Source organism: Denitromonas halophila (assembly GCF_007625155.1).
Classification (GTDB): Bacteria; Pseudomonadota; Gammaproteobacteria; order Burkholderiales; family Rhodocyclaceae; genus Nitrogeniibacter; species Nitrogeniibacter halophilus.
The window spans coordinates 85120-104782 of record NZ_VMNK01000007.1 but is presented as its reverse complement, the minus strand read 5'-3'; the positions used below and the strand labels follow the sequence as shown (position 1 = coordinate 104782).

Annotated in this window: 17 protein-coding genes; 14 read left to right on the top strand and 3 right to left on the bottom strand. The window is 64.1% G+C overall.

Annotated elements, in window-relative coordinates; all coding sequences use genetic code 11:
• Positions 1–5: 5 nt before the first annotated feature.
• The 5 genes from FHP91_RS09970 to FHP91_RS09950 all read left to right on the top strand — a co-directional run bounded on the left by FHP91_RS09970 (position 6) and on the right by FHP91_RS09950 (position 7052).
• Positions 6–197, top strand: a complete 192-nt coding sequence (locus FHP91_RS09970) for a 2-hydroxymuconate tautomerase (protein ID WP_144309451.1) — start codon at positions 6–8, stop codon at positions 195–197.
• 113 nt (positions 198–310) lie between these two features.
• Positions 311–1276, top strand: coding sequence for a WD40/YVTN/BNR-like repeat-containing protein (locus FHP91_RS09965; RefSeq protein ID WP_186301502.1), 966 nt, complete (start codon positions 311–313; stop codon positions 1274–1276).
• A gap of 10 nt (positions 1277–1286) precedes the next feature.
• Positions 1287–3677 (top strand): efflux RND transporter permease subunit, encoded by a 2391-nt coding sequence (locus FHP91_RS09960; protein ID WP_144309450.1) that lies wholly within the window; start codon positions 1287–1289, stop codon positions 3675–3677.
• 69 nt (positions 3678–3746) lie between these two features.
• Complete coding sequence (locus FHP91_RS09955) at positions 3747–5735, top strand: DUF1302 family protein (RefSeq protein WP_144309449.1); 1989 nt, start codon at positions 3747–3749, stop codon at positions 5733–5735.
• 12 nt (positions 5736–5747) lie between these two features.
• The gene (locus tag FHP91_RS09950; RefSeq protein WP_144309448.1) at positions 5748–7052 is read left to right on the top strand and encodes a DUF1329 domain-containing protein; all 1305 of its coding nucleotides are present in this window, start codon (positions 5748–5750) and stop codon (positions 7050–7052) included.
• Between the two features lie 211 nt (positions 7053–7263).
• Here FHP91_RS09950 and FHP91_RS21445 read toward each other — a convergent pair whose 3' ends face one another.
• The 3 genes from FHP91_RS21445 to FHP91_RS09935 form a co-directional block, all read right to left on the bottom strand.
• Entirely contained in the window at positions 7264–7953 is a 690-nt protein-coding gene (locus FHP91_RS21445) for a c-type cytochrome (protein ID WP_144309447.1), read from the bottom strand.
• A gap of 85 nt (positions 7954–8038) precedes the next feature.
• Positions 8039–9709 carry a pyrroloquinoline quinone-dependent dehydrogenase gene (locus FHP91_RS09940; protein WP_144309446.1) on the bottom strand — a complete coding sequence of 557 codons (1671 nt, stop codon included), beginning with the start codon at positions 9707–9709 and terminating at the stop codon, positions 8039–8041.
• An 80-nt stretch (positions 9710–9789) separates the two neighbouring features.
• Positions 9790–10962, bottom strand: a complete 1173-nt coding sequence (locus FHP91_RS09935; protein WP_144309445.1) for a porin — start codon at positions 10960–10962, stop codon at positions 9790–9792.
• 609 nt (positions 10963–11571) lie between these two features.
• Here FHP91_RS09935 and FHP91_RS09930 point away from each other — a divergent pair.
• From FHP91_RS09930 to FHP91_RS09890, 9 genes are all read left to right on the top strand, one after another.
• Positions 11572–12582: a thiamine pyrophosphate-dependent dehydrogenase E1 component subunit alpha gene (locus tag FHP91_RS09930; protein ID WP_144309444.1), complete on the top strand. Its 1011-nt coding sequence runs from the start codon at positions 11572–11574 to the stop codon at positions 12580–12582.
• A gap of 33 nt (positions 12583–12615) precedes the next feature.
• Entirely contained in the window at positions 12616–13650 is a 1035-nt protein-coding gene (locus FHP91_RS09925) for an alpha-ketoacid dehydrogenase subunit beta (RefSeq protein ID WP_144309443.1), read from the top strand.
• Positions 13651–13664: 14 nt separating this feature from the next.
• Positions 13665–13910 carry a lipoyl domain-containing protein gene (locus FHP91_RS09920; protein WP_144309442.1) on the top strand — a complete coding sequence of 82 codons (246 nt, stop codon included), beginning with the start codon at positions 13665–13667 and terminating at the stop codon, positions 13908–13910.
• Between the two features lie 3 nt (positions 13911–13913).
• Positions 13914–14615, top strand: a complete 702-nt coding sequence (locus FHP91_RS09915) for a dihydrolipoamide acetyltransferase family protein (RefSeq protein ID WP_144309441.1) — start codon at positions 13914–13916, stop codon at positions 14613–14615.
• Complete coding sequence (locus FHP91_RS09910; protein WP_144309440.1) at positions 14615–15367, top strand: lipoate--protein ligase family protein; 753 nt, start codon at positions 14615–14617, stop codon at positions 15365–15367. Before FHP91_RS09915 ends, FHP91_RS09910 begins: the two co-directional genes overlap by 1 nt.
• Positions 15368–15394: 27 nt before the next feature.
• Positions 15395–15988, top strand: a complete 594-nt coding sequence (locus FHP91_RS09905; RefSeq protein WP_246116271.1) for a gluconate 2-dehydrogenase subunit 3 family protein — start codon at positions 15395–15397, stop codon at positions 15986–15988.
• Positions 15989–16024: 36 nt separating this feature from the next.
• Positions 16025–17599 carry a GMC family oxidoreductase gene (locus FHP91_RS09900; protein ID WP_144309439.1) on the top strand — a complete coding sequence of 525 codons (1575 nt, stop codon included), beginning with the start codon at positions 16025–16027 and terminating at the stop codon, positions 17597–17599.
• 164 nt (positions 17600–17763) lie between these two features.
• Positions 17764–18378 carry a VOC family protein gene (locus FHP91_RS09895; protein ID WP_144309438.1) on the top strand — a complete coding sequence of 205 codons (615 nt, stop codon included), beginning with the start codon at positions 17764–17766 and terminating at the stop codon, positions 18376–18378.
• Positions 18360–19643 (top strand): HupE/UreJ family protein, encoded by a 1284-nt coding sequence (locus FHP91_RS09890; protein WP_186301501.1) that lies wholly within the window; start codon positions 18360–18362, stop codon positions 19641–19643. The genes FHP91_RS09895 and FHP91_RS09890 overlap by 19 nt, the downstream gene beginning before the upstream one ends.
• Positions 19644–19663 lie beyond the last annotated feature (20 nt).

Genomic DNA, 19663 nt, shown 5'->3' with positions numbered 1-19663 from the left:
GCGAGATGCCTTTTGCACAGATCTACATGATTGAAGGCCGCAGCGAGGAACAGAAGCGGGCGGTGATCGAGAAAGTGACCCAGGCCCTGGTCGACGCCGTCGGTGCACCGGCCCAGAACGTGCGGGTGTGGATCCACGACGTCCCCAAAGAAAACTGGGGCATTGCCGGCACCTCGGCAAAGGATCTGGGCCGCTAGCGCAGACCGGTTTGCGGCCCTCGCGCCGCTGTCATTCCTGAAAAACATAACGAGACAAGCCGCATGGCACCGCCATGCGGCACGGGGCTTCTTTTGCCCCGACAAAGGAGGAGATGGTGAGCATTCGAAGCTGTCGCATTGCGCGACTGATGCCCTCAGCCCTGGCGGCGCTTGCGCTGGCCGGCTGTGGCGGGGAGGCCGATTTGTCAGCCGCCACCGCGGACGCGGCCCGACCGCTCAAGCGCTATGACGTGGTGCAGTCACTGGTTTCCAATGACCAGGTGATCGTGGCTGGTCTGCAAGCTGGTGCGGTGCTGGTGTCCAGCGACCAGGGTCGCAACTGGCGGCGCGAAGCGCTCGGCCCGGCCTCATTGATTGGCCTGACGGTTTGCCCGGACGGCTCGTTGCTGGGTGTCGATTTCTACCGCAAGGTGTGGCACGCCAATGCTGATGGGCAGCACTGGAAGGCGGCTGAACTCGACAAGCCCCGCGTGCCGCTGACCGTCGCGTGCGACACCCAGGGTGGCTGGTGGGTGGCCGGCACCCGCACCCAGATCGCACATAGCGCTGACCAGGGGGCGAGCTGGCAGGTGACTGATCTGGGCGAGGACGCTCAGATCACGGCGCTGCGCTTTGTCGATGCGCAGTTCGGCATTGCCACGGCCGAGTTCGGCATGGTGTTCGTCACGGAAGACGGCGGCGCCCACTGGGCTCCCCGCGGCGGCATGCCCGACGAGTTCTACCCCTACGACGCGCTGTTCGTGTCCCGCGACGAAGGCTACGTGAGTGGCCTGGCCGGGCAGGTCCTTCACACCACGGATGGCGGCCTGAACTGGGTTCGGCAGACCAACGCGACCGGTGCGCCGCTCTACCGCTTGTTCCTCCAGGACGGCGCTCCGCATGGCGTGGGCGCGGGGGGAACGGTCGCGCGGCTCGACGGCGAGGTCTGGCGGGCGGTGGCCTATCCCGATCCGTTGCCGGTGTTCTTCGCCTCTGGTGCCGCGGTGCTTGGGCAGTCCGCCTTGGTCGCTGGCGGGCCCGGCGGCCTGCTGCGCGTGATCGCCACGTCGGCCCGCTGAGGAGGAAATCATGGTCAGCGCATTCAAGCATTCCATTACCCACAAGCTGCACCGGGCCGAAGAGTGGATCTTCGCCAACCCGAAAATCGTGCTCGGCTTCATTCTGATCGGCACGCTGATCTTCGGTGCGGCCTTGCCCAAGCTGCGGGTGTATTCCGATTTTTCGGACCTGTTACCGCAGAACCATCCTTACATCCAAGTTTACAACCGCCTCAAGGAGAACTTTGGCGGCGCCAACATGATCGTGATGTCGATCGAGGCCGAGCAGGGCACGATCTTCAACAATGACACGCTGGATCTGATTCATCGCGCCACCCAGGGCGTGGACAGCCTGCCGGGGGTGAACCACAACCTGGTGTTCAGCCTCACGCACCGCACGGCACGCAAGATTTTTCTGGATGAGTACGGCGGCTTCGCCTCGGAGTCCTACTACGATCCGCAAAAGCCCCAACGCAGCGTGGCCGAGCTGGAGAAGCTCAAGCAGGACGTGATCGCCAACCCGACGATGTATGGGCTGATGGTGTCGCCCGATCTGAAAGCCGCGCTGATCAAGGCGCAGCTCAACGAGAGCGACATCGACTACAAGGCCACCTTCGATGCGCTGCAACAGGTGCGCGCCGAGCTGGAGACAGCCGGGCACAAGGTGCACGTGACCGGCAACCCGGTGCTGACCGGCTGGGTGTACACCTACATCAACCAGATTCTCGAAATCCTGGCCTGGACGCTGGCCCTGCTGGCGACCTTGCTGATCGTCTATTTCCGCCGCCTCTACGGCATCGCGCTGCCGCTGCTGGGCATTGCGTTGTCGTCGATCTGGGGCCTGGGCTTCATGGCGATGATGGGCATCAACCTCGAGCCGCTGTCGCTGCCGATTCCCTTCCTCATCGCGGCGCGCGCCACCTCGCACGGGGTGCAACTGGCTGCGCGCTATTACGAAGAGCTGGCGATCGTGAAGGACGGCAAACGGGCCGCGCGTAACGCGCTGGATGCGTTGTTCCGGCCCGGCTCGCTGGCGATCATCGTCGATGCCGTGGGTATCGCGGTGCTGGTGCTGGGCGCGGCGCCGTTCAACCACAAGCTCGGCGTGGCTGCGGGCTTCTGGGGCTTTTCGGTGATCTTCACGGTGCACTTCATGGTGCCGCTGGCGCTGACCGTGTTGCCGCAACCGCGCACCACCGAGAACGCCAACCAGGGCGTGCGCAATTTCCTCGGCGCGGCGATGGCCAAGACGGGCGGTACCGACGGCGGTGCGCGCTCGATCCTGATCCTCAGCCTGATCGGCGCCATCGGCGGCACCTATTTTGTGACCAAGGTGCAGCTCGGAGAATCCGAGCCCGGCTCACCGCTGCTGCATCGCGATCACGACTACAACGTGTCGACCACGGCGATCAATACGCGTTTTCCGGGCTCGGAAGAACTGCATGTGTCGGCGCGCACCGAAGAGAAGGGGGGCATCAAACGGCCCGAGGTGATGGCGGCGATGGAGCGCTTCCAGGCGCACATGCTGTCCGATCCGGGCCTGGGTGGCACCAAGGCGATTCCGGGGGTGGTGCGGGTGGTCAACAAGCTCACCCACAACGACGACCCGCGCTGGATGCAGATCCCCGACACGGCGCAGGAGGTGGGCGGGTTGATGTTCGCCTACATGGCCTCCAGCCCGATTCCCGGTGCGCTCAAGGAGTTCATCACGCCCGATGAGCGCGAAGCCAATATGGTCTTCTACTACAAGGATCATCGGGCCGACACCATCAATCGTATCGTCGCGCTGGCCGAGGAGGGCATCCGCAAGCTCAAGGCCGAGGTGCCGGATCTGGAGATCGCGCTGGGCGGCGGCATCATCGGTGTGACGGCGGCCGGCAACCAGGCGCTGCATACCGACCACATGGTCATCATCCCGGCAGTGATGGCGCTCGCCTTCCTGTTGGTCATGATCTATTACAGCTCGCTGCATGCGGGTTGGCTGATGGTCCTGCCGATGCTGTTCTCCACCTTGATGACCTATGCCTACATGGGCGCGGCGGGCATCGGCATCAATGTGAACACGGTGCCGGTGATTGCCGTCGGCGTCGGTGTCGGCATCGACTATGCGGTGTATTTCATGGACCGCATCCGCGAAGAGTTCGCGGAACTCCAGGACATCAAGCAGGCGGTCATCAAGGCCGTGGCCACCACCGGCTATGCCGTCTCCTTCACCGCCGTGACGCTGATCGCCGGCGTGGTGATGTGGATCTTCATGTCGGACCTGCGCTTCCAGTCGGATGCCGCGGTGCTCCTGTCTTTCATGCTCATCGTCAATGCCATTGCCGCGGTGCTCATCGTGCCCAGCTGGTGCGTCGTGTTCAAGCCGCGCTTCGTGACGGCAGCGCGCTACGACGCGGATGGGGTGCTGGAGACGGACTGACCACACAGGGCAAGCAAGCGTCGGCGTGCCGTGTGGTGCGCCGGTGAAAACCAGAGGAGGAGACTCACCATGAAGTGGTACCCGAACAAAAAGCCACCAACCGCCCGGCTTCATGTCGCCGTGCTGACCGCCGCCCTGGCCGGCCCGGCCATCGCCGGCGGCCTGCCCGACCTGGGCGGCGACACCCGGCCGTGGGACGTGGATATCTACTACGAGAACCACACCGCGCATCGCGGCAAGGACGCGACCGGCAAAACCGTCGGACTGGCCAAGTTCCGCAACACCATGCAGGTCGAGGCCGACAAGCGCCTGGCCGGCGGCTGGGGCTTTCACGGCGTGCTGCGGGGCACATGGGATGGCGTCTATCGCATGAACAAGGGTGAGTTCGGCGAGGATGCCGGCGGTCCGATTATGCTGAACAATGTGTCGGGTGCCGGCGGCTCGACCTCGGTGGCGCATGGTGCGGGCGTGGTGAACAACGGCTCGGGCCCTCCGGGCAACGCCTTCGGTTTCGACATCAATGCCAACCCCAACGACGGCATGCGCGTGCTTGGCGACCGCTGGCATTCGATCGTCCCTGGCGATGTTGCCTTCGGCGTGCCGGTGCGGCCCTGTGATGAGGACAAGCGCGGTTGCCGCGACTTTGGCGGCTACGGCGATCTGTCGCTGTCGGAGCTGGAGATGCCGGAATTCAACGATCGGCTCGACTTCATCCGTGAGGCCTACGTCAAGAAGAACATCTCGCTCGACAACGGCAACAACCTGTTCCTGAAGCTCGGCAAGCAGCAGGTGGTGTGGGGGCGCACCGACCTGTTCCGGGTGCTCGACGTGATCAACCCGGTCGACTATTCGCGCAACAACATCTACGACGAACTGCAGGACATCCGCATCCCGATGTGGATCGCCCAGGCCGAGTACCGCATGGGGCCGTCCGAGTCGATGCAGGACCGCAACCTGCAGATCGTGTGGAACGTCGACAAGTTCCGGCCCAACAACCTTGGGCAGTGCGGCTCGCCCAACGCCATCCTCGATGCCGGATGCTTCTTCCGTGGCATGGCCAACCTGTGGGACAACGGCGGCACCGTGGCCAACTTCGCCAACGGCACCACCGCCACCGACTTCGGCCCGCATCAGATCGGTATTCGTGACGTGGATTTGCCGGACTGGTCGCTCTCCAACACCCAGCTGGGGATCAAGTTCGAGGGGGTGACGCAGGGCGGCTTGAGCTTCTCGCTCAACGCGCTGACCTACCGCTCCCAGCTGCCGTCCCTGCGCGGACTGGTGACCGGCCCGACCAACCCCTTCACCGGGGCGCCGAAAACAGCGGCAGAAACCAACCTGATCGCCTTCGATGTGCACTACCCGCGGGTGAATCTGATCGGTGGTTCGATGGACTTCGAGGCCGAGGCAATTGGCGCGGCGGTCCGTCTCGAAGGCGCCTTCACCCAGGGTGAGGAGTTCGCCAACACGGCGCGCGAGCGGCTGTACTCGGAGAACAACGTGTTCCGCGGCGTGATCGGCATCGATCGACCGACCTTCATCTCGTGGATCAACCCGCGCCGCACCACGCTGATCTCGGCGCAGTTGTTCTGGCAACACATCTTCGATCACGAGTACTACAAGAAGGGCTCACGCGTGGCACCGAGCGGCGCGGTCAATGCGTTCGGCCCGGTCGGCATGCCGGATTGGAAAGATAACTTCATTGGCACCGTGCTGATCAAGGCCTTCCTGATGAACGACCGGCTCAGCCCCGAGCTGATCATCGCGCGCGACTTCCGCTCCCGCACCCATGCCATCGCGCCAAAAGTCGAGTGGAGCGTGACCGACAACCTCAAGCTGGTGGTTGGCGCCAACTTCAAGGGCGGGTCCAATTCGCGCAACCGCTTCGACGACTGCCGCTCGTGCAACCCCTATGCGCCCTATACCGGCACCGCAGCCGATGTCGGCTACTCGGCGGGTCTGGCCAGCTACGAGCCGCTGGGCCGCTTCCGCGCGGGTCCGATCGGGGTGTCGATGTATGAAGACGACATCTTTTTCATGATGCGTTACAAGTTCTGACAGGAGACAACAATGATCAAGCAACTGAGCCTGGCGCTCATGATGGCGGGGCTGGTGACGACCGCTTACGCCGCCACCGAGGCGGATGTCGAAGCCTCATTCAATCCCTATAAAAACGGCGTGCCCAGCGTTGCCGGCCTGTCGGCCGGTGCGGTGATCACCAAAGCGAACGTCGAGCAATTCAAAGACGCGCTTGCGGTGGGCATTTACAAGATGATCAAGGAGGGCTACTACGAGGTCAAAGTGGGGGCCACCACCCAGTTCGAAATGAACAAGGCCTATGTGGAGGCCACCAAAAAGAACCTCAACACCGCCAAGCTCGGCGCGAACAATGGTGATATCACCGGCTTTGTGGCCGGGCGGCCATTCCCTGAGGAGCCGGACCTGAACGACCCGCGCGCCGGCGAGAAGCTCGCCTGGAACTACAAATATGGTGTGAACTGGGGTGACAACGCCGCCATCTATCCGTTTTTCTGGAAGTACCGGAACATGGAAACCGGTGAGCTTGAGCGCACCATCATGATGAATATGCACTTCCTGAACTTCAAGCATCGTGTTCAGGACGCCCCGGTACCCGAGATCACCCCAAACCCGTCGGATCTGTTTCGGGCGATCTATGTGAAAGTGCTTGAACCGCAAGACCTGAAAAACACCCAACTGCTGATCCAGCGCTATGACGACGACCAGAAGCTGGACGACGCTTACCTCTACCTCGGCTTCCAGCGCCGGGTGCGCCGCCTCGCGACCGGTCAGACCACCGATGCCTTCCTCGGCTCTGACCTCATGATCGAAGACTTCGAGGGCTACAACGGCCGGGTGTCGGACATGAAGTGGACCTACAAGGGCACCAAGACGGTCCTGCTGCCGATGTGGAACCACAACGATCTGAAGCTGACCGACGAGTTCAAGGACCGTGATGGGTACAAATACGTCAGCTTCGGCGGCAAGGGCGAGTGCTTCTTCGACGGTACCTGGCAGTTGCGAAAGACCTATGTGCTGGAGGCCACGCCGGTCAACACCAACCACCCGGTGTCGAAGCGGGTGTTCTACATGGACGCGCAGCTGGGCAACCTCAACGGTGCGGTCGAGGTCTATGACCGCAAGGGCGAACTGTGGAAGGTCTGGACGGTCGGCAAGAGCCACCCGGACCATCATCTGCCGCTCAACAAGGGCGCTGGCATTGGCATCGATGACGCCTTCTCGATGGTCGATGTGCAGAGCAAGCACTGCACGACCGGACAGTTCAAGGGCCAGGTCGATGCCAAGCTGAATCCGGCGGACATGTTCCAGGTGCAGTTCATGCGCGGCGGCGACTAAGCTCCGCTGGGGTTGATCCCCGCTATTTGTGATGCCGTGCTGTGTCGCAGCGCCTGACGCCTGAGGAGATTCAACTCCTCGGGCGTCAGCGCTTCAGTCGTGGTGTTGCGCTTTTTCTGGCTCGCGCACCGATGACGACTCCGAGCCTCTTCAGTTGGTCAGGCTGGCTAGGGCGGAGCATTCCTTCTTCCGCGGTGGGCCTGCGGAAAGACTAGTCCAGCTTTTGTCGTCCGAGATGTTGCAGGTAGGCCACCAGTTCCCAGATTTTCTCCTCCGAGAATGCGTCGCCCCATGGCGGCATGACGTCCGAGCCCATGCGACCATGAAAAATGACATCGAAGGTCTGTTGGGCGCCAAGGTCGGTGCGGCCTTTGAAGTCCGGTGCACGGCCACCGACGCCTTCGTGGCCATGGCAGTAGCCGGCACAGGTTTTGGCGAATCGTTTGCGTCCGTTTTCGATCCGTGCGGGGTCGTAGAGATCGAAGGGGGACAGCGGCGCGGTGCTTTGCTTTTCAGCGGGCTGGCGCAGGATGCCGACATAGGCGACGAGCTCGTCGATGGCTTTGCCATCGAGCACGGTGCCCCACGGCGGCATGGCGTGGTCGCCGTGCTTGCCCTGGATGATGCGTTCGCGGATCTGCGCTTCGGTAAGCTCAGGCCGATGCTGCAATTTGGGGCCGTAGGTGTCCTTGCCCGCGCCGTCTGGTCCGTGGCAGCTCACGCACAGCTTGTCGAAACGACTCTTGCCGGCGGCAAGCTGCGCGCGCGCCGGATCGGCGGGTGGGGCGACAGCGAAGCAAGTGGTGCTGGTCCACAGGCTCACGCATAGCGAAACGATCAGGCGCCGGACAGTGGGGCGAGGCAGGCGGACGATGCCGGGGAAGTGGCCGCTTTGTTTCATTGAGAACTCCGTTTGTTAGAGAGGCCGGGGGCGGGGCTACTGCCCGCAGGCCCGCGGGAAGCCGAAGCCTCCCGCGGAGCAGGGCTTACTCGAGCGTGAAGCCGATCAGCGCGGCACCCCCCGGCAGATCCTTGATCTGAGGGAAGGCGCCGGCCAGGAAGCCCGGCGCATGGGAGCCGAGTCCGGTCGGGATGACGATGTATTGCTTGCCATTGACGGCGTAGCTCACCGGGCCGCCGCGTGCGCCGGAGCCGGCATTGAATTGCCACAGCTGCTTGCCGTTGTCGGCGTCGTAGGCAAACAGATGACCTTCCATGTCGCCGGTGAACACCAGTCCGCCAGCGGTGGTGAGGACACTGGAGAGCGGCGGCAGGTCGTAGCGGATGCTCCACTTGAGCTTGCCGGTGAGCGGGTCACGCGCATCCAGGCGGCCGTACGGGTCCTTGCTGTTGGGCGGCGGCACCAGTTTGATTTCGTCGATACCGAGCGACAGCGCCGAAATCGCTTTGAGACTGTCCGGGTCATCCTTGCCCGAGACCACCTCGTTGCACACTTCCATGGCATGCGAGTACCACAGGCCGGTGCCGGGGTTGTAGGCGCCGTGGTTCCAGCTGCGTGCGCCGAGCAGGTTGGGGCACAGCAGCTCGCGCTTGCCAGGTTGCGGCCTGCGCGGTTCGATCAGCGCGCCGGTCTTCGGGTCGATGCCCTTGGCCCAGTTCATGTTCTCGGCGAACTGCCACACGTTTTCCAGCTTGCCATCGGCCTTGTCCATCACGAACACGAAGCCGCTCTTGTTCAGATGGACGATCACATCCTTGCCGTCCTTCTTGACCACCAGCGCTTCGTACGCCGAGTCGAAGTCCCACACGTCGTGCGGGATCTCCTGACGGTGCCACTTGAGCTTGCCGGTTTTCGGATCGATTGCCAGCAAGGTGGCGGTGTACTTGTTATCGCCCTTGCGGTCGACACCGTAGAAGTCCGGCGCGGCGTTCGAGGTGCCGATGAAGATGGTGTCCGACTGCGCATCGTAGGTGCCCGGCATCCATGCCGAGCCGCCACCGCGCTTGCCCGAGTCGCCCGGCCAGCTCTCCTGGTCATCCTTGATGACTTCGAAGGTCCACGCCGGTTTGCCGGTGTCGGCATTGACCGCGTAGATCTTGCCCGCGATCGGCTGGTCGCCGCCGGTGGTGCCGCCAAACAGCACGTCGCCAGCCAGTTGCGGCGGGGCCGAAAACAAGGCGCCGTGCTGGGTCTTGAGGTCGCTCAGCTGGGTGGACCAGACTTCCTTGCCGCTCGTCTGGTCGAGGGCGATGAAGCGGCCGTCGAGCGTGCCAATGAACACCTTGCCGCGACCGACGGTCACGCCGCGGCTGGCTGCCGCGTAGAACACCTGCTTGGAGATCGGGTCGAGCTTGGGTTCGTAGTGCCACAGCGTCTTGCCGCTGGCGGCATCAACGGCCCACACGTTGTTGAAGGCCGAGATGTAGTAGAGCACGCCGTCCAGAATGATCGGCGTCGCCTGCAGGCCATGGGTGATATTGCCGGGCTGATGAATCCACGCCACCTTGAGCTTCTTGATGGTGTCCTTGTTGATCTCGGTCAGCGGGCTGAAACGCCAGGCGTTTGAGCTGCGATGGTATTGCGGCCAGTTGTCGGGGTCGTCGAAACCGGGCTTGGCGTCGCCGGCGGCGATGGCGCCAACGCAGCTCAAGGCGAGCGCGAGCGGCGCCAGGCGGATGGGGTTGATCAGTTTCATGATGTCTCCAGTCGTTCTTGTTCGGGATGGCCGGGGTGGCCTGTTGTGCTTGCAGTGCCTGGGTGTGGTTGCGGCGTGCGTCAGAAAGCGAAATTCAGACCGACGTTGAGTAGCGTCGCTGACTCACCCACGGCCGGAATGCCGGCCGCGACGATGCTGGTCTTGATGGTGGCCGCCGAGCCCGCGTCGATGTGCGCCATCTGCACGTAGAGGGTGGTGTCGGGGCGAATGGCGTAGTCGTTGCTGATGACGAGGTTGGTGGTCTTGTCGTTGGGGTTGCGATCGTCCTTGTTGTTGTAATAGGCGAGGGTCGCGGTGTGCTTGGCGTGCCATTTCCAGTCGATACCCAGGCCGAGTGCGCCGACATCCGATACGTTGGCACCGGAGCGCGTCTCGTTTTTGGCGTTGAGGTAGTTCGCCTTGAAGGTGAAGGGCCCGTAAGGCACCGCGATGCCGACACCGCCGTGTTTGACGTTGTTGTTGCCGGTGTCTTCATCCTTGATCACCTGATAGGACGCGGACAGCGTGACCGGCCCGGTGTAGGTCGCGCCGAGCGCCCAGGCGCTGTTGTTGGTGGTGCTGCCTGACTTGCCGCCCAGCGCCCACAACACGCCGAAGTTCACCGGGCCGAGGGTGTGGCGGTATTGCACGGCATTGTTGAAGAAAATGCCGACGTCGTTGTTGGTGTTGCGCTCGGTGCCCACCGCGCCAGCCGTGGCGGCGTACTGGTTGTAGGCCCAGGCGTAGACGTTCGAGAACTGCTCCTTGAAGCCGCGCGCCTCGGTGCCGACGTGTGCCAGCAAGGCCGGGCCGTATTGCCGACCCAGCGTCACGCTGCCCCAGTCGCCGCTCAATCCGATGTTGGCCTGGCGACGGAATAGCGGCGAGCCGGTGCCGTCGGCATCGCCGGAGCCGTGAAACATGCCGTTGTTGAGGTCGAAGTGGGCTTCAAGATTGAAAAAGGCCTTGAGCCCGTCTTCAAGATCCCGCTCGCCCTTGAAGCCGATGATGGTCGGTGTGATCCCGCTGGTTTCCAGCGAGGACTTGGCTTTGCCCTTGGTGCCCGACTTGCTCTGGTAGAGCAGGCCGGCGTCGAGAATCCCGAAGATGGAGATCTTGGTTCCACCGATTTCGCCGATGACCGTGCCTGCGTGGACGATGCCCGAAGCTGTCGTCAGCGCCAGCGCGGTCAAGGCTATGGCTGCCGTGGCGCTTGCGCGACCCGCGACCGAGCGTGATTGATTTTTCTTCATGTGACTCCCCTGCATTCTTTTGATGGATGGATGTCTTCGCCGCTGCAGGCGGTTCAAGACATGCCCGCTTGTCCCGCCCCCTGTCGCATCTGCTGAGGTGTGCAAAGGGCGTAGCAGCCGGCAGGACGAGCCATGGCAACTTCTGTGCCACGGGTAAAATCCTTTAAAAATCAATGGCTAGCATGTTTGGGTAGGCGCAGCGGAGCGACACTTGGTGTGGGCGCTCTGCGACGCAAGCGACATCTGTTGCACCGTGTTCGCGATGTCTTGGGCGGGCAAAAGAGTGCGCCGCGAGATGTCAGTTTGTGGCGCCGAACGACCGGCTCTGACACCACGGCCTTCGCCGCGTCGCATCAGGCATACACCCGTTTAATCCGGTGCGACATCTGTCGCACCCGGTGCGACGGCGGGCGCTCCGAAAGGAGCCTCGTCGAGGCCAGAGAAATTATAAAAAAGCAATAAAAACAGTGGCTTGAAATGTCTTTTTGGGTGCTTTTCCGCTTCTGGCACCGCTCTTGCAAACAGGGTTGGCGAGCCGACGCCATACGGGGTCGGCGACAGGACTGCGGTCCTGCCGACACATAGCGAGAACAAAGGAGGCGAACTGTCATGGACCCCACGTCCGAACAGCTGCTGTGGATGTACGAAAAGATGGTCGAGATCCGGGAGTACGAGGAGACCATGGCCAAGGTCTATCTCGAGGGCAAGCTGCCACCCAAGATCCAGAAAGGCCTGGCCTTTGATATCGGTGCCGGCCCGGTGCCGGGTGAGATGCACCTGGCGGCGGGTCAGGAGCCGGTGGCGGTGGGCGTGTGTGCCCACCTGCGCCGCGAAGACACCGTGGTCGGCGCGCACCGCCCGCACCACTTCGCCATCGCCAAGGACGTTGATCTGTTGGCGATGACCTCCGAGATGTTCGGCAAGGAGAACGGGCTGGGCAAGGGCAAGGGCGGTCACATGCACTTGTTCGATCCGGCGGTGAAGTTCTCGTGCAGCGGCATCGTCGGCGCGGGCGCACCACAGGCCTGCGGTGCGGCGCTGGCGGCCAAGAAGCTCGGCAAGGACTGGGTGGCGGTGTCCTTTTTTGGTGAAGGGGCGGCCAACCAGGGCTCATTCCACGAGGCGCTCAATCTGGCCTCGCTGTGGAAGTTGCCGGTGATCTTCGTGTGCGAAGACAACAAGTACGGCATCTCGGTGGAGAAGTCGGCATCGACGGCCATCGCTTCCAACGCCGACCGCGCGGCCGGCTACGGCATGCCCGGCGTGCTGGTCGACAAGAACGATGCAGTGGCGGTGTTCGCGGCGGCCGGTGAGGCGGTGGCGCGGGCACGGCGGGGTGAAGGCCCGACGCTGATCGAGGTCAAGACCGACCGCTACCTGGGGCACTTCCAGGGCGACCCGGAAACCTACCGGCCCAAGAACGAAGCCCAGCATCTGCGCGAAAACGACCCGATCAATGTGCTCGGCGCGCAGCTGCGTGAGCGCGGCGAACTCGATGACGCCAAGGATGCGGCGCTGCGCAGCACGGTCAGTGTGCGGGTGCAGGCGGCGTATGAACATGCTCGCAACAGCCCGTATCCGGCCCCGGAAGACGCGCTGCTGCATGTCTTTGCCGACTGAGCCCCCGACCCCAAGATTTCAGGAGAGAACACCATGAGCACTGCAACCAAGGTGCGCACGCTGACCATGGCCGAAGCCGTTTCAGAGGGCATCAGCCAGGAGATGGAGCGCGATAACCGGGTCTTCGTGATGGGCGAGGACATCGGCAAGTACGGCGGCATTTTCAGCGCCACCACCGGCCTGCTCGACAAGTTCGGCCCCGACCGGATCATGGACACGCCGATTTCCGAGACCGGTTTCATGGGCACCGCGATCGGTGCGGCAGCCGAAGGGCTGCGGCCGATTTCGGAGCTGATGTTTGTCGATTTCTTCGGCGTGTGCTTCGACCAGATCTACAACCATCTGGCCAAGAACACCTATATGTCGGGCGGCAACGTCAAGCTGCCGGTGGTCATCACCACGGGCATTGGCGGCGGCTACAACGACGCGGCCCAGCACTCGCAGTGCCTGTACGCCACCTTCGCCCACATGCCGGGTCTCAAGGTGGTGGTGCCGTCGAACGCCTACGACGCCAAGGGCTTGATGATCCAGGCCATCCGCGACGACAACCCGGTGGTCTTCATGTACCACAAGGGCATCATGGGTCTGTCGTGGATGTCCTACTTCGAGGGCAGCACCAACGAAGTGCCGGCCGAGCCCTACACCATCCCCTTCGGCCAGGCCAAAGTGGTTCGAGAAGGCAAGGACCTGACCATCGTGACCCTGTCGCAGATGGTGCAGAAGTCGCTGCTGGCGGCCGACAAGCTCGCCGCCGAGGGCATCGACGTCGAGATCGTCGATCTGCGCACGCTGGTGCCGCTCGACAAGGAGACGGTGCTGCGTTCGGTCGGCAAGACCGGCCGTGTGCTGATCGCCGACGAGGACTACCTCTCCTTCGGCGTCTCCGGCGAGATCGCCGCGATCATCGCCGAGCAGCTCAACCATCTGCAGCTCAAGGCCCCGGTTCGCCGCCTGGCGGTGCCCGATGTGCCGATTCCGTTCAGCCGCCCGCTCGAGCAGTTTGCCATCCCGCAAGTGGACAGCATTGCCGACGCCGTGCGCGCGCTGATGCAACTCAACCTCGATTGAAAGAGAGAAAAAGCATGACCGATATTGTTCTGGATGACGCCGTGTGGGCGGACGTGGAAGAAGGCACCGAGGCGCTGCTGCAGGAATGGCAGGTCGCCGTGGGCGACAAGGTCGAGTCCGGCGATGTGCTTGGCGTGGCCGAACTGGTGAAGACCACCCACGAGATTCTGGCCCCCGCCGCCGGCACGGTCGCCCGGCTTGCGGTGGCGGCGGATGACACCTTCGGTCGCGGGGTGGTGCTCGCGGTGCTCGAGGCCTGAGCCATGAGCACTTCGGCAATCACCCCGGCCGCCGACGACACGGCCGACCGCATGCTGCCGCTCACCGGGCTGCGCGGCGCCATCGCCCGCAGCATGGGGCAGGGCTGGCAGATCCCGCGGGTGGCGCATTCGATCGACGTGGATGTGAGTCGCTTCAAGGCCATGCGCGAGGCGCTGGCCGGCGAAGGCCACCGGCCCAGCCTCACCGTGCTGCTGCTGCGCGCGGTGGCGCTGACTCTGCGCGAGCATCCGCGGCTCAACGCCCTGATGCGCGACAAGGCCGCCGAGCTGATGCCCGACATCAACCTCGGTGTGGCGGTCAGTCTCGACGATGGGCTGATGGTGCCGGTCATCCGCGAGGCCGACACCCTGTCGCTGCCGGCTCTGACATCCGAATTGCGACGTCTGGCCGAGGGGGCCCGTGCCGGCACGCTCAGCGCCGGCAGCTATCAGCGCGCCACCTTTACGGTGAGCAACCTGGGCATGACCGCCATCGACCGCTTCTCGCCCATCATCAATCCGCCGCAGGTCGCCATTCTGGGCGTGACGCGGGTGCTCGACCGGCCGGTGGTGCGCGACGGCGAGATTGTCAGCGCGCCGATGATGGGCCTGCACCTGGTATTCGATCACCGCGTCGTGGATGGCTACCCCGCGGCGCTGTTTCTTGGTGATCTGGCCCGCCGCATCGAGACGGCAGCGCTGTAATGCTGACCGACGATCCCCGCCTCGCCGTGGTCAGTTGCGCGCAAGAACAGCGCTGGCACGAAGCCTTGCTCGAGCATCCGGTGCACACGCCGCAATTGCGCTTGTGGACCTACCGTCGCCCTGGCGTGGTCTTTGGTTGCTCCCAGGCGGCGATGCTGGCGCGCGCACGTGGCGGCACGGATTTGCCCGAAATGGTCCAGCGTCGCTCCGGCGGCGGGGCGGTGCTGACCGGTCCGTGGATGCTCAGCACCTCGATCGTGCTGCCGCCCGACCATCGTCTGCTCGGTGGCGGCACGGTCTCCAGTTACCGCTGGCTTGGTGCCTTGATCGCCGGTCTGCTGCGTGACATGGATGTGCCGGCCCGCGCGCTGACCCCGGAAGAGGTGCGGCGCACGCCGAGCGACCCGGCGCTCAACTGGGCCTGCTTTGGCAGTTTTTCGCCATGGGAGGTGGTCGCCGACGGCAAGAAGATTGCCGGTCTGGCGCAACTGCGCCGCCGCAATGGCGTGCTGCTCACCTCGGGCACCTTGCTGGCGAGTCCCGACTGGCAGGCGCTATGCACCGTGCTGGCGCGCCCGGCCGGCGACGCGGCGGCGCTGGCGCGTGTCACCACCTCATGCGAAGAGCAGCTCGGCGCCGCACCGCTGGCCGACAGCTTTGCTTCTGACCTGCAACAGATGCTCGCCGATGTGCTCGGCGAGTTCCCGACATTCCCTCGCGGCGCGCAGGCGACCGCGGGCCCCCAAGCCTGACAGAGCGACAAAAAGGAAGGAGACATCATGAACGACGATCAGCACCAATCCCCCCCCGCGCAGGGCATGCGCGTGCCGGAAAAGCGCATTGCCGTCAGCCGGCGGGCATTTCTCAAAGGCTCGGGTCTGGCCGCAGCCGGCGTGACCGCGCTGTCGGCGGGCAGCCTCATGGTGCCGGCACGAGAAGCGTTGGCGGCGAGCTTCACCCATCTCGGCCCTGGCGTCGGCAAGACCTTGCTGGTGATGGCGCGCGATATTTTCCCGCACGACAAGATCTCCGACCGCTTCTACATGCTGGCCATTGAGCCATACGACGCGGCCGCGGCCAAGGACCCGGCGTTGGCCAAACTGATTGGCGATGGCATTGCCCAGCTCGACGCGCTGGCGACCGCGCAGTTTGGCAAACCCTATGCCGAGGTGCCGACCGAAACCGAGCGTCTGACCCTGCTCTACACCATCGAGCACGGCGCCTTCTTTCAGAAGATCAAGGGCGACATGGTGACCGGTTTCTACAACAACAAGGCGGTGTGGCCCCTGTTCGGCGAGGAAGGCTCGTCGTGGGAGAAGGGCGGCTATGTCGATCGTGGTTTCGACGATCTCGACTGGCTGCCCAAGGCCTGACCCGGACAAACATAAGAACAGACGGAGACAACTCTCATGAGCAAGACCTTTTCCAAGGACGACAACAGCGTCGTCGTGATCGTCGGCTCGGGCGCCGGCGGCGGCACCCTGGCCGACGAGCTGACCCGCGAAGGCGTGGATGTGGTGATCCTCGAAGCCGGCAAGCACCATACTCAGGAAGACTTCGAGAACGACGAGTGGGCGATGTTTGCCAAGATCTCGTGGCTCGACAAGCGCATCTCGGCGGGCGGCTGGCATCACACCGAAACCTATCCCAACCTGCCGGCCTGGATCGTGAAAGGCGTGGGCGGCTCGACCATGCACTGGTCGGGTCTGGCGCTGCGCTTCATGGCGCACGAGTTCAAGACCCTGAGCACCTACGGCAAAGTGCCGGGCGCCAATGTGCTCGACTGGCCGATCAGCTACGAAGAGCTCGCGCCCTACTACGAGATCGCCGAGCGCAAGATGGGCGTGGCCGGCACCAAGGCCAGCGGCCTGCCGCCGATGCCGCCGAACAACCATTACAAGGTGATCGAGGCCGGTGCGCGCAAGATCGGCTACAAGGACATCGTCCGTCCGGTGGCCTCCAACACCCGGCCCAACGATGGCCGCCCGGCCTGTCAGCAGATCGGCTACTGCATGCAGGGCTGCAAGATCGGCGCCAAGTGGTCGACGCTGTACTCCGAGATCCCGCGCGCCATGAAGACCGGCCATGCCGAACTGCGTCCGCAGAGCATGGTGCTGCGCATCGAGCATGACAGCAGCGGCAAGGCCACCGGTGTGCTCTACGCCGACAAGGACGGCAATCAGCATCTGCAGAAGGCACGTGTGGTGTGTGTGGCCGGCAACTCGATCGAGTCGCCGCGTCTGCTGCTCAACTCCGCCTCCAGCATGTTCCCGAACGGGCTGGCCAACTCCTCCGGTCAGGTCGGGCGCAACTACATGAACCACACCACCGCCGCCGCGCTGACCATCAACCCGGGGCCGGTGTACATGTATCGCGGCTTCGACATCGCCGCCGTGGTGTCCGACGAAGTGCCCAACAACCCGGACCGCGGCTTCATGGGCGGCTACCACCTCGAAGGTCTGGCGCTGCACTTGCCGTTCGCGGCGGCCTTCATGAAGCCCGGCGGCTGGGGGCGTGAGGTGAGCTCGGCGCTGGAGAAGTTCGATCACATGAGCTGTGTGTGGGTGTGCGGCGAAGATCTGGCGCAGGAAGAGAACAGCATCACCCTGCACGCCACCGAGAAGGATCAGCACGGCCTGCCGATTCCCATCGTCACCAAGACCGACCACACCAACGACGCCGCCATGCGCCGTCACGGTCTGGCCCAGTGGCGCAAGTTGTCCGAAGCCGTTGGCGCAACCCGCGTGATCGACATGCCGCCCTATCCGGCCAGCCACAACATGGGCACCAACCGGATGAGCGAAAAGGCCAGTGATGGCGTGGTGAACAAGTGGGGGCAGACCCACGACATCAAGAACCTGTTTGTCTCCGACGGCAGCCAGTTCACTTCCAGCGGTGCGGCCAACCCGACATTGACCATCGTTGCGCTGGCCATTCGCCAGGCCGAGTACATCGCCGGTGCCATGCGCCGCCGGGAGCTCTGAGGCCGGCTTTTGCCGGTGTGCATTGCGCACACCGGTGTATCGAACGCGCTCCTCCACGCGTGAGTTTTGGGGGCCCGCCTTGCGGTGCCCCGATTTTTTCTGGTTGGAGCGCATGTCTGCAGCACCGGCAGCACCCCCAAGAACCCCAACAAGGACACAAGACCATGAACCACACCACATCTTCCCGAGCCGGGCGCTGGTTGCGCCACGGCATCGTCGCTGCTGCGATGGCTGCCGCTGTACCAGTGGCGCAAGCCGATAGCGTCCCCGGCATGCGCGGCGTCGAGCACTTCGGCTTTACCGTGCCCAACGCCCAGCAGGCGGTCGACTTCTTTGTTGGCGTCATGGGCTGCAAAGCCTTCTTCACCATCGGCCCCTTCGGTCCGTTCAAGGACAACTGGATGAAGGAGAACCTCAACGTCAATCCACGCGCCGTGATTTCGGTGGCTCACCTGGTGCGCTGTGGCAACGGCACCAACTTCGAGATCTTCGAATACACCTCGCCGGACCAGAAAGCCCAGCCGCCCAGGAACAGCGACGTGGGCGGCCACCACATCGCCTTCTATGTGGATGACCTGAAGGCGGCGATGGCCAACATGCAAGGCAAGGGCGTGAAGTTCCTCGGCGAACCGCACCTGTTCACCGAAGGGCCGCTCAAGGGCCTGACCTGGATCTACTTCATGTCACCCTGGGGCATGCAGCTGGAACTGGTCACCGCGCCCGACGGCCGTGGCTATGAGCAGACCACGAGCGAGCGGCTGTGGGATCCGCGCCAGTAAGCGGCGGTCGAGGGGTGCGCCTGCTGCGCGCCCTGGCCCTGACCACCGCGCTGCTGGGCTTCAGCGGCGCGGTGGCAGCCCATGTGCAGGACTTCATGGCGCGCGTCGTGCACCTGGCGCCGCGCGACGGCATGTTGCGGGCGTATGTGCAGTTGCCGCTGGCGCTGGCGCTCTTGCCGCCCGACTGGCAGGCTGGCGGCAATCAGGCGCCGCCGCCCTTCCTGCGCCGCGATGCCGACGGCCGTCTGGCGGTGGACGTGCCGGCCCTGCATCGTGACCCCGACGGGTTGCGCGCACGATTGCGCGAGGTTTTGCGGCTTGACGGCCATCTCGGTCGGTTCGAAGGGGCGCGGATCGACACGCTGGCCGAGCGCGATCCTTTCAGTTATTTGCCGGCGGTGGAGCAGTTCGTTCTGCCGGGCCTGGCGCTGGGGGAGGCGACTGAACTCGATCTGGCCGACGCCGTGGTCAGCCTGCGCCTGCGTTTCGATGCGCCAGCGGCGGACGCGGTGCCGGTGCTGGCCGGTGGCGCACGCGAGTGGCCCGAGTTGGCCTCTCGCGCGGTGAACATCGTGCGCCGCCATCATGAGGATGGCCGTGTTGACAGCTTCCAGAGCCTTGGGGCCTTGCACTTGCTGCTCGGTACGCCGGACGTGGCAACGCCCGCGCAGGCCGCCGCCGCGCCCGATGGTTTTGTGGGCTACCTGGTCTCGGGCTTTGAGCATGTGCTGATCGGCCTGGACCATGTGCTGTTCATCCTCGTCCTGCTGCTCGGGGCGAGGGGGGTGACGCACTTTCTGCGCAGCTCGCTGGCTTTTACTGCCGGGCATTCGATCACGCTGTGTGTTGGCGCGCTGGGCGGTTTGTCGGAGCTGGCCTGGTTTGCCCCGGCCGTCGAGATCGCGATTGCCGCCTCCATCATCTACGCGGGGGCGCGCATTCTGATCGACGGTGAACGTCCGATGTTGGCGCCGGCGGTGTTCTGCGTGGGGCTGGTGCATGGCTTCGGATTTTCGTTCGCGCTGCAGGCGGTGGCGCCGTCACTCAGCGGCAGCTTCCTGAGTGTGGTACTCGGTTTTAATCTCGGCATCGAACTGGGCCAACTGGCCTTGTCGCTGGTGGCCGCACCAATACTCTGGGCCGTGCAGCGCGCCTGGCGACATCCGCAACTGCGCTACCAGCATGCGCTGGCGTGGCCATGCATTGCCGTGGCCTCGGTCTGGCTGGTCGAGCGCAGCGAGGTGTTGCTGGCGGTGTTTCCGTAAGGCGGCGGGGCGTGCCGTCC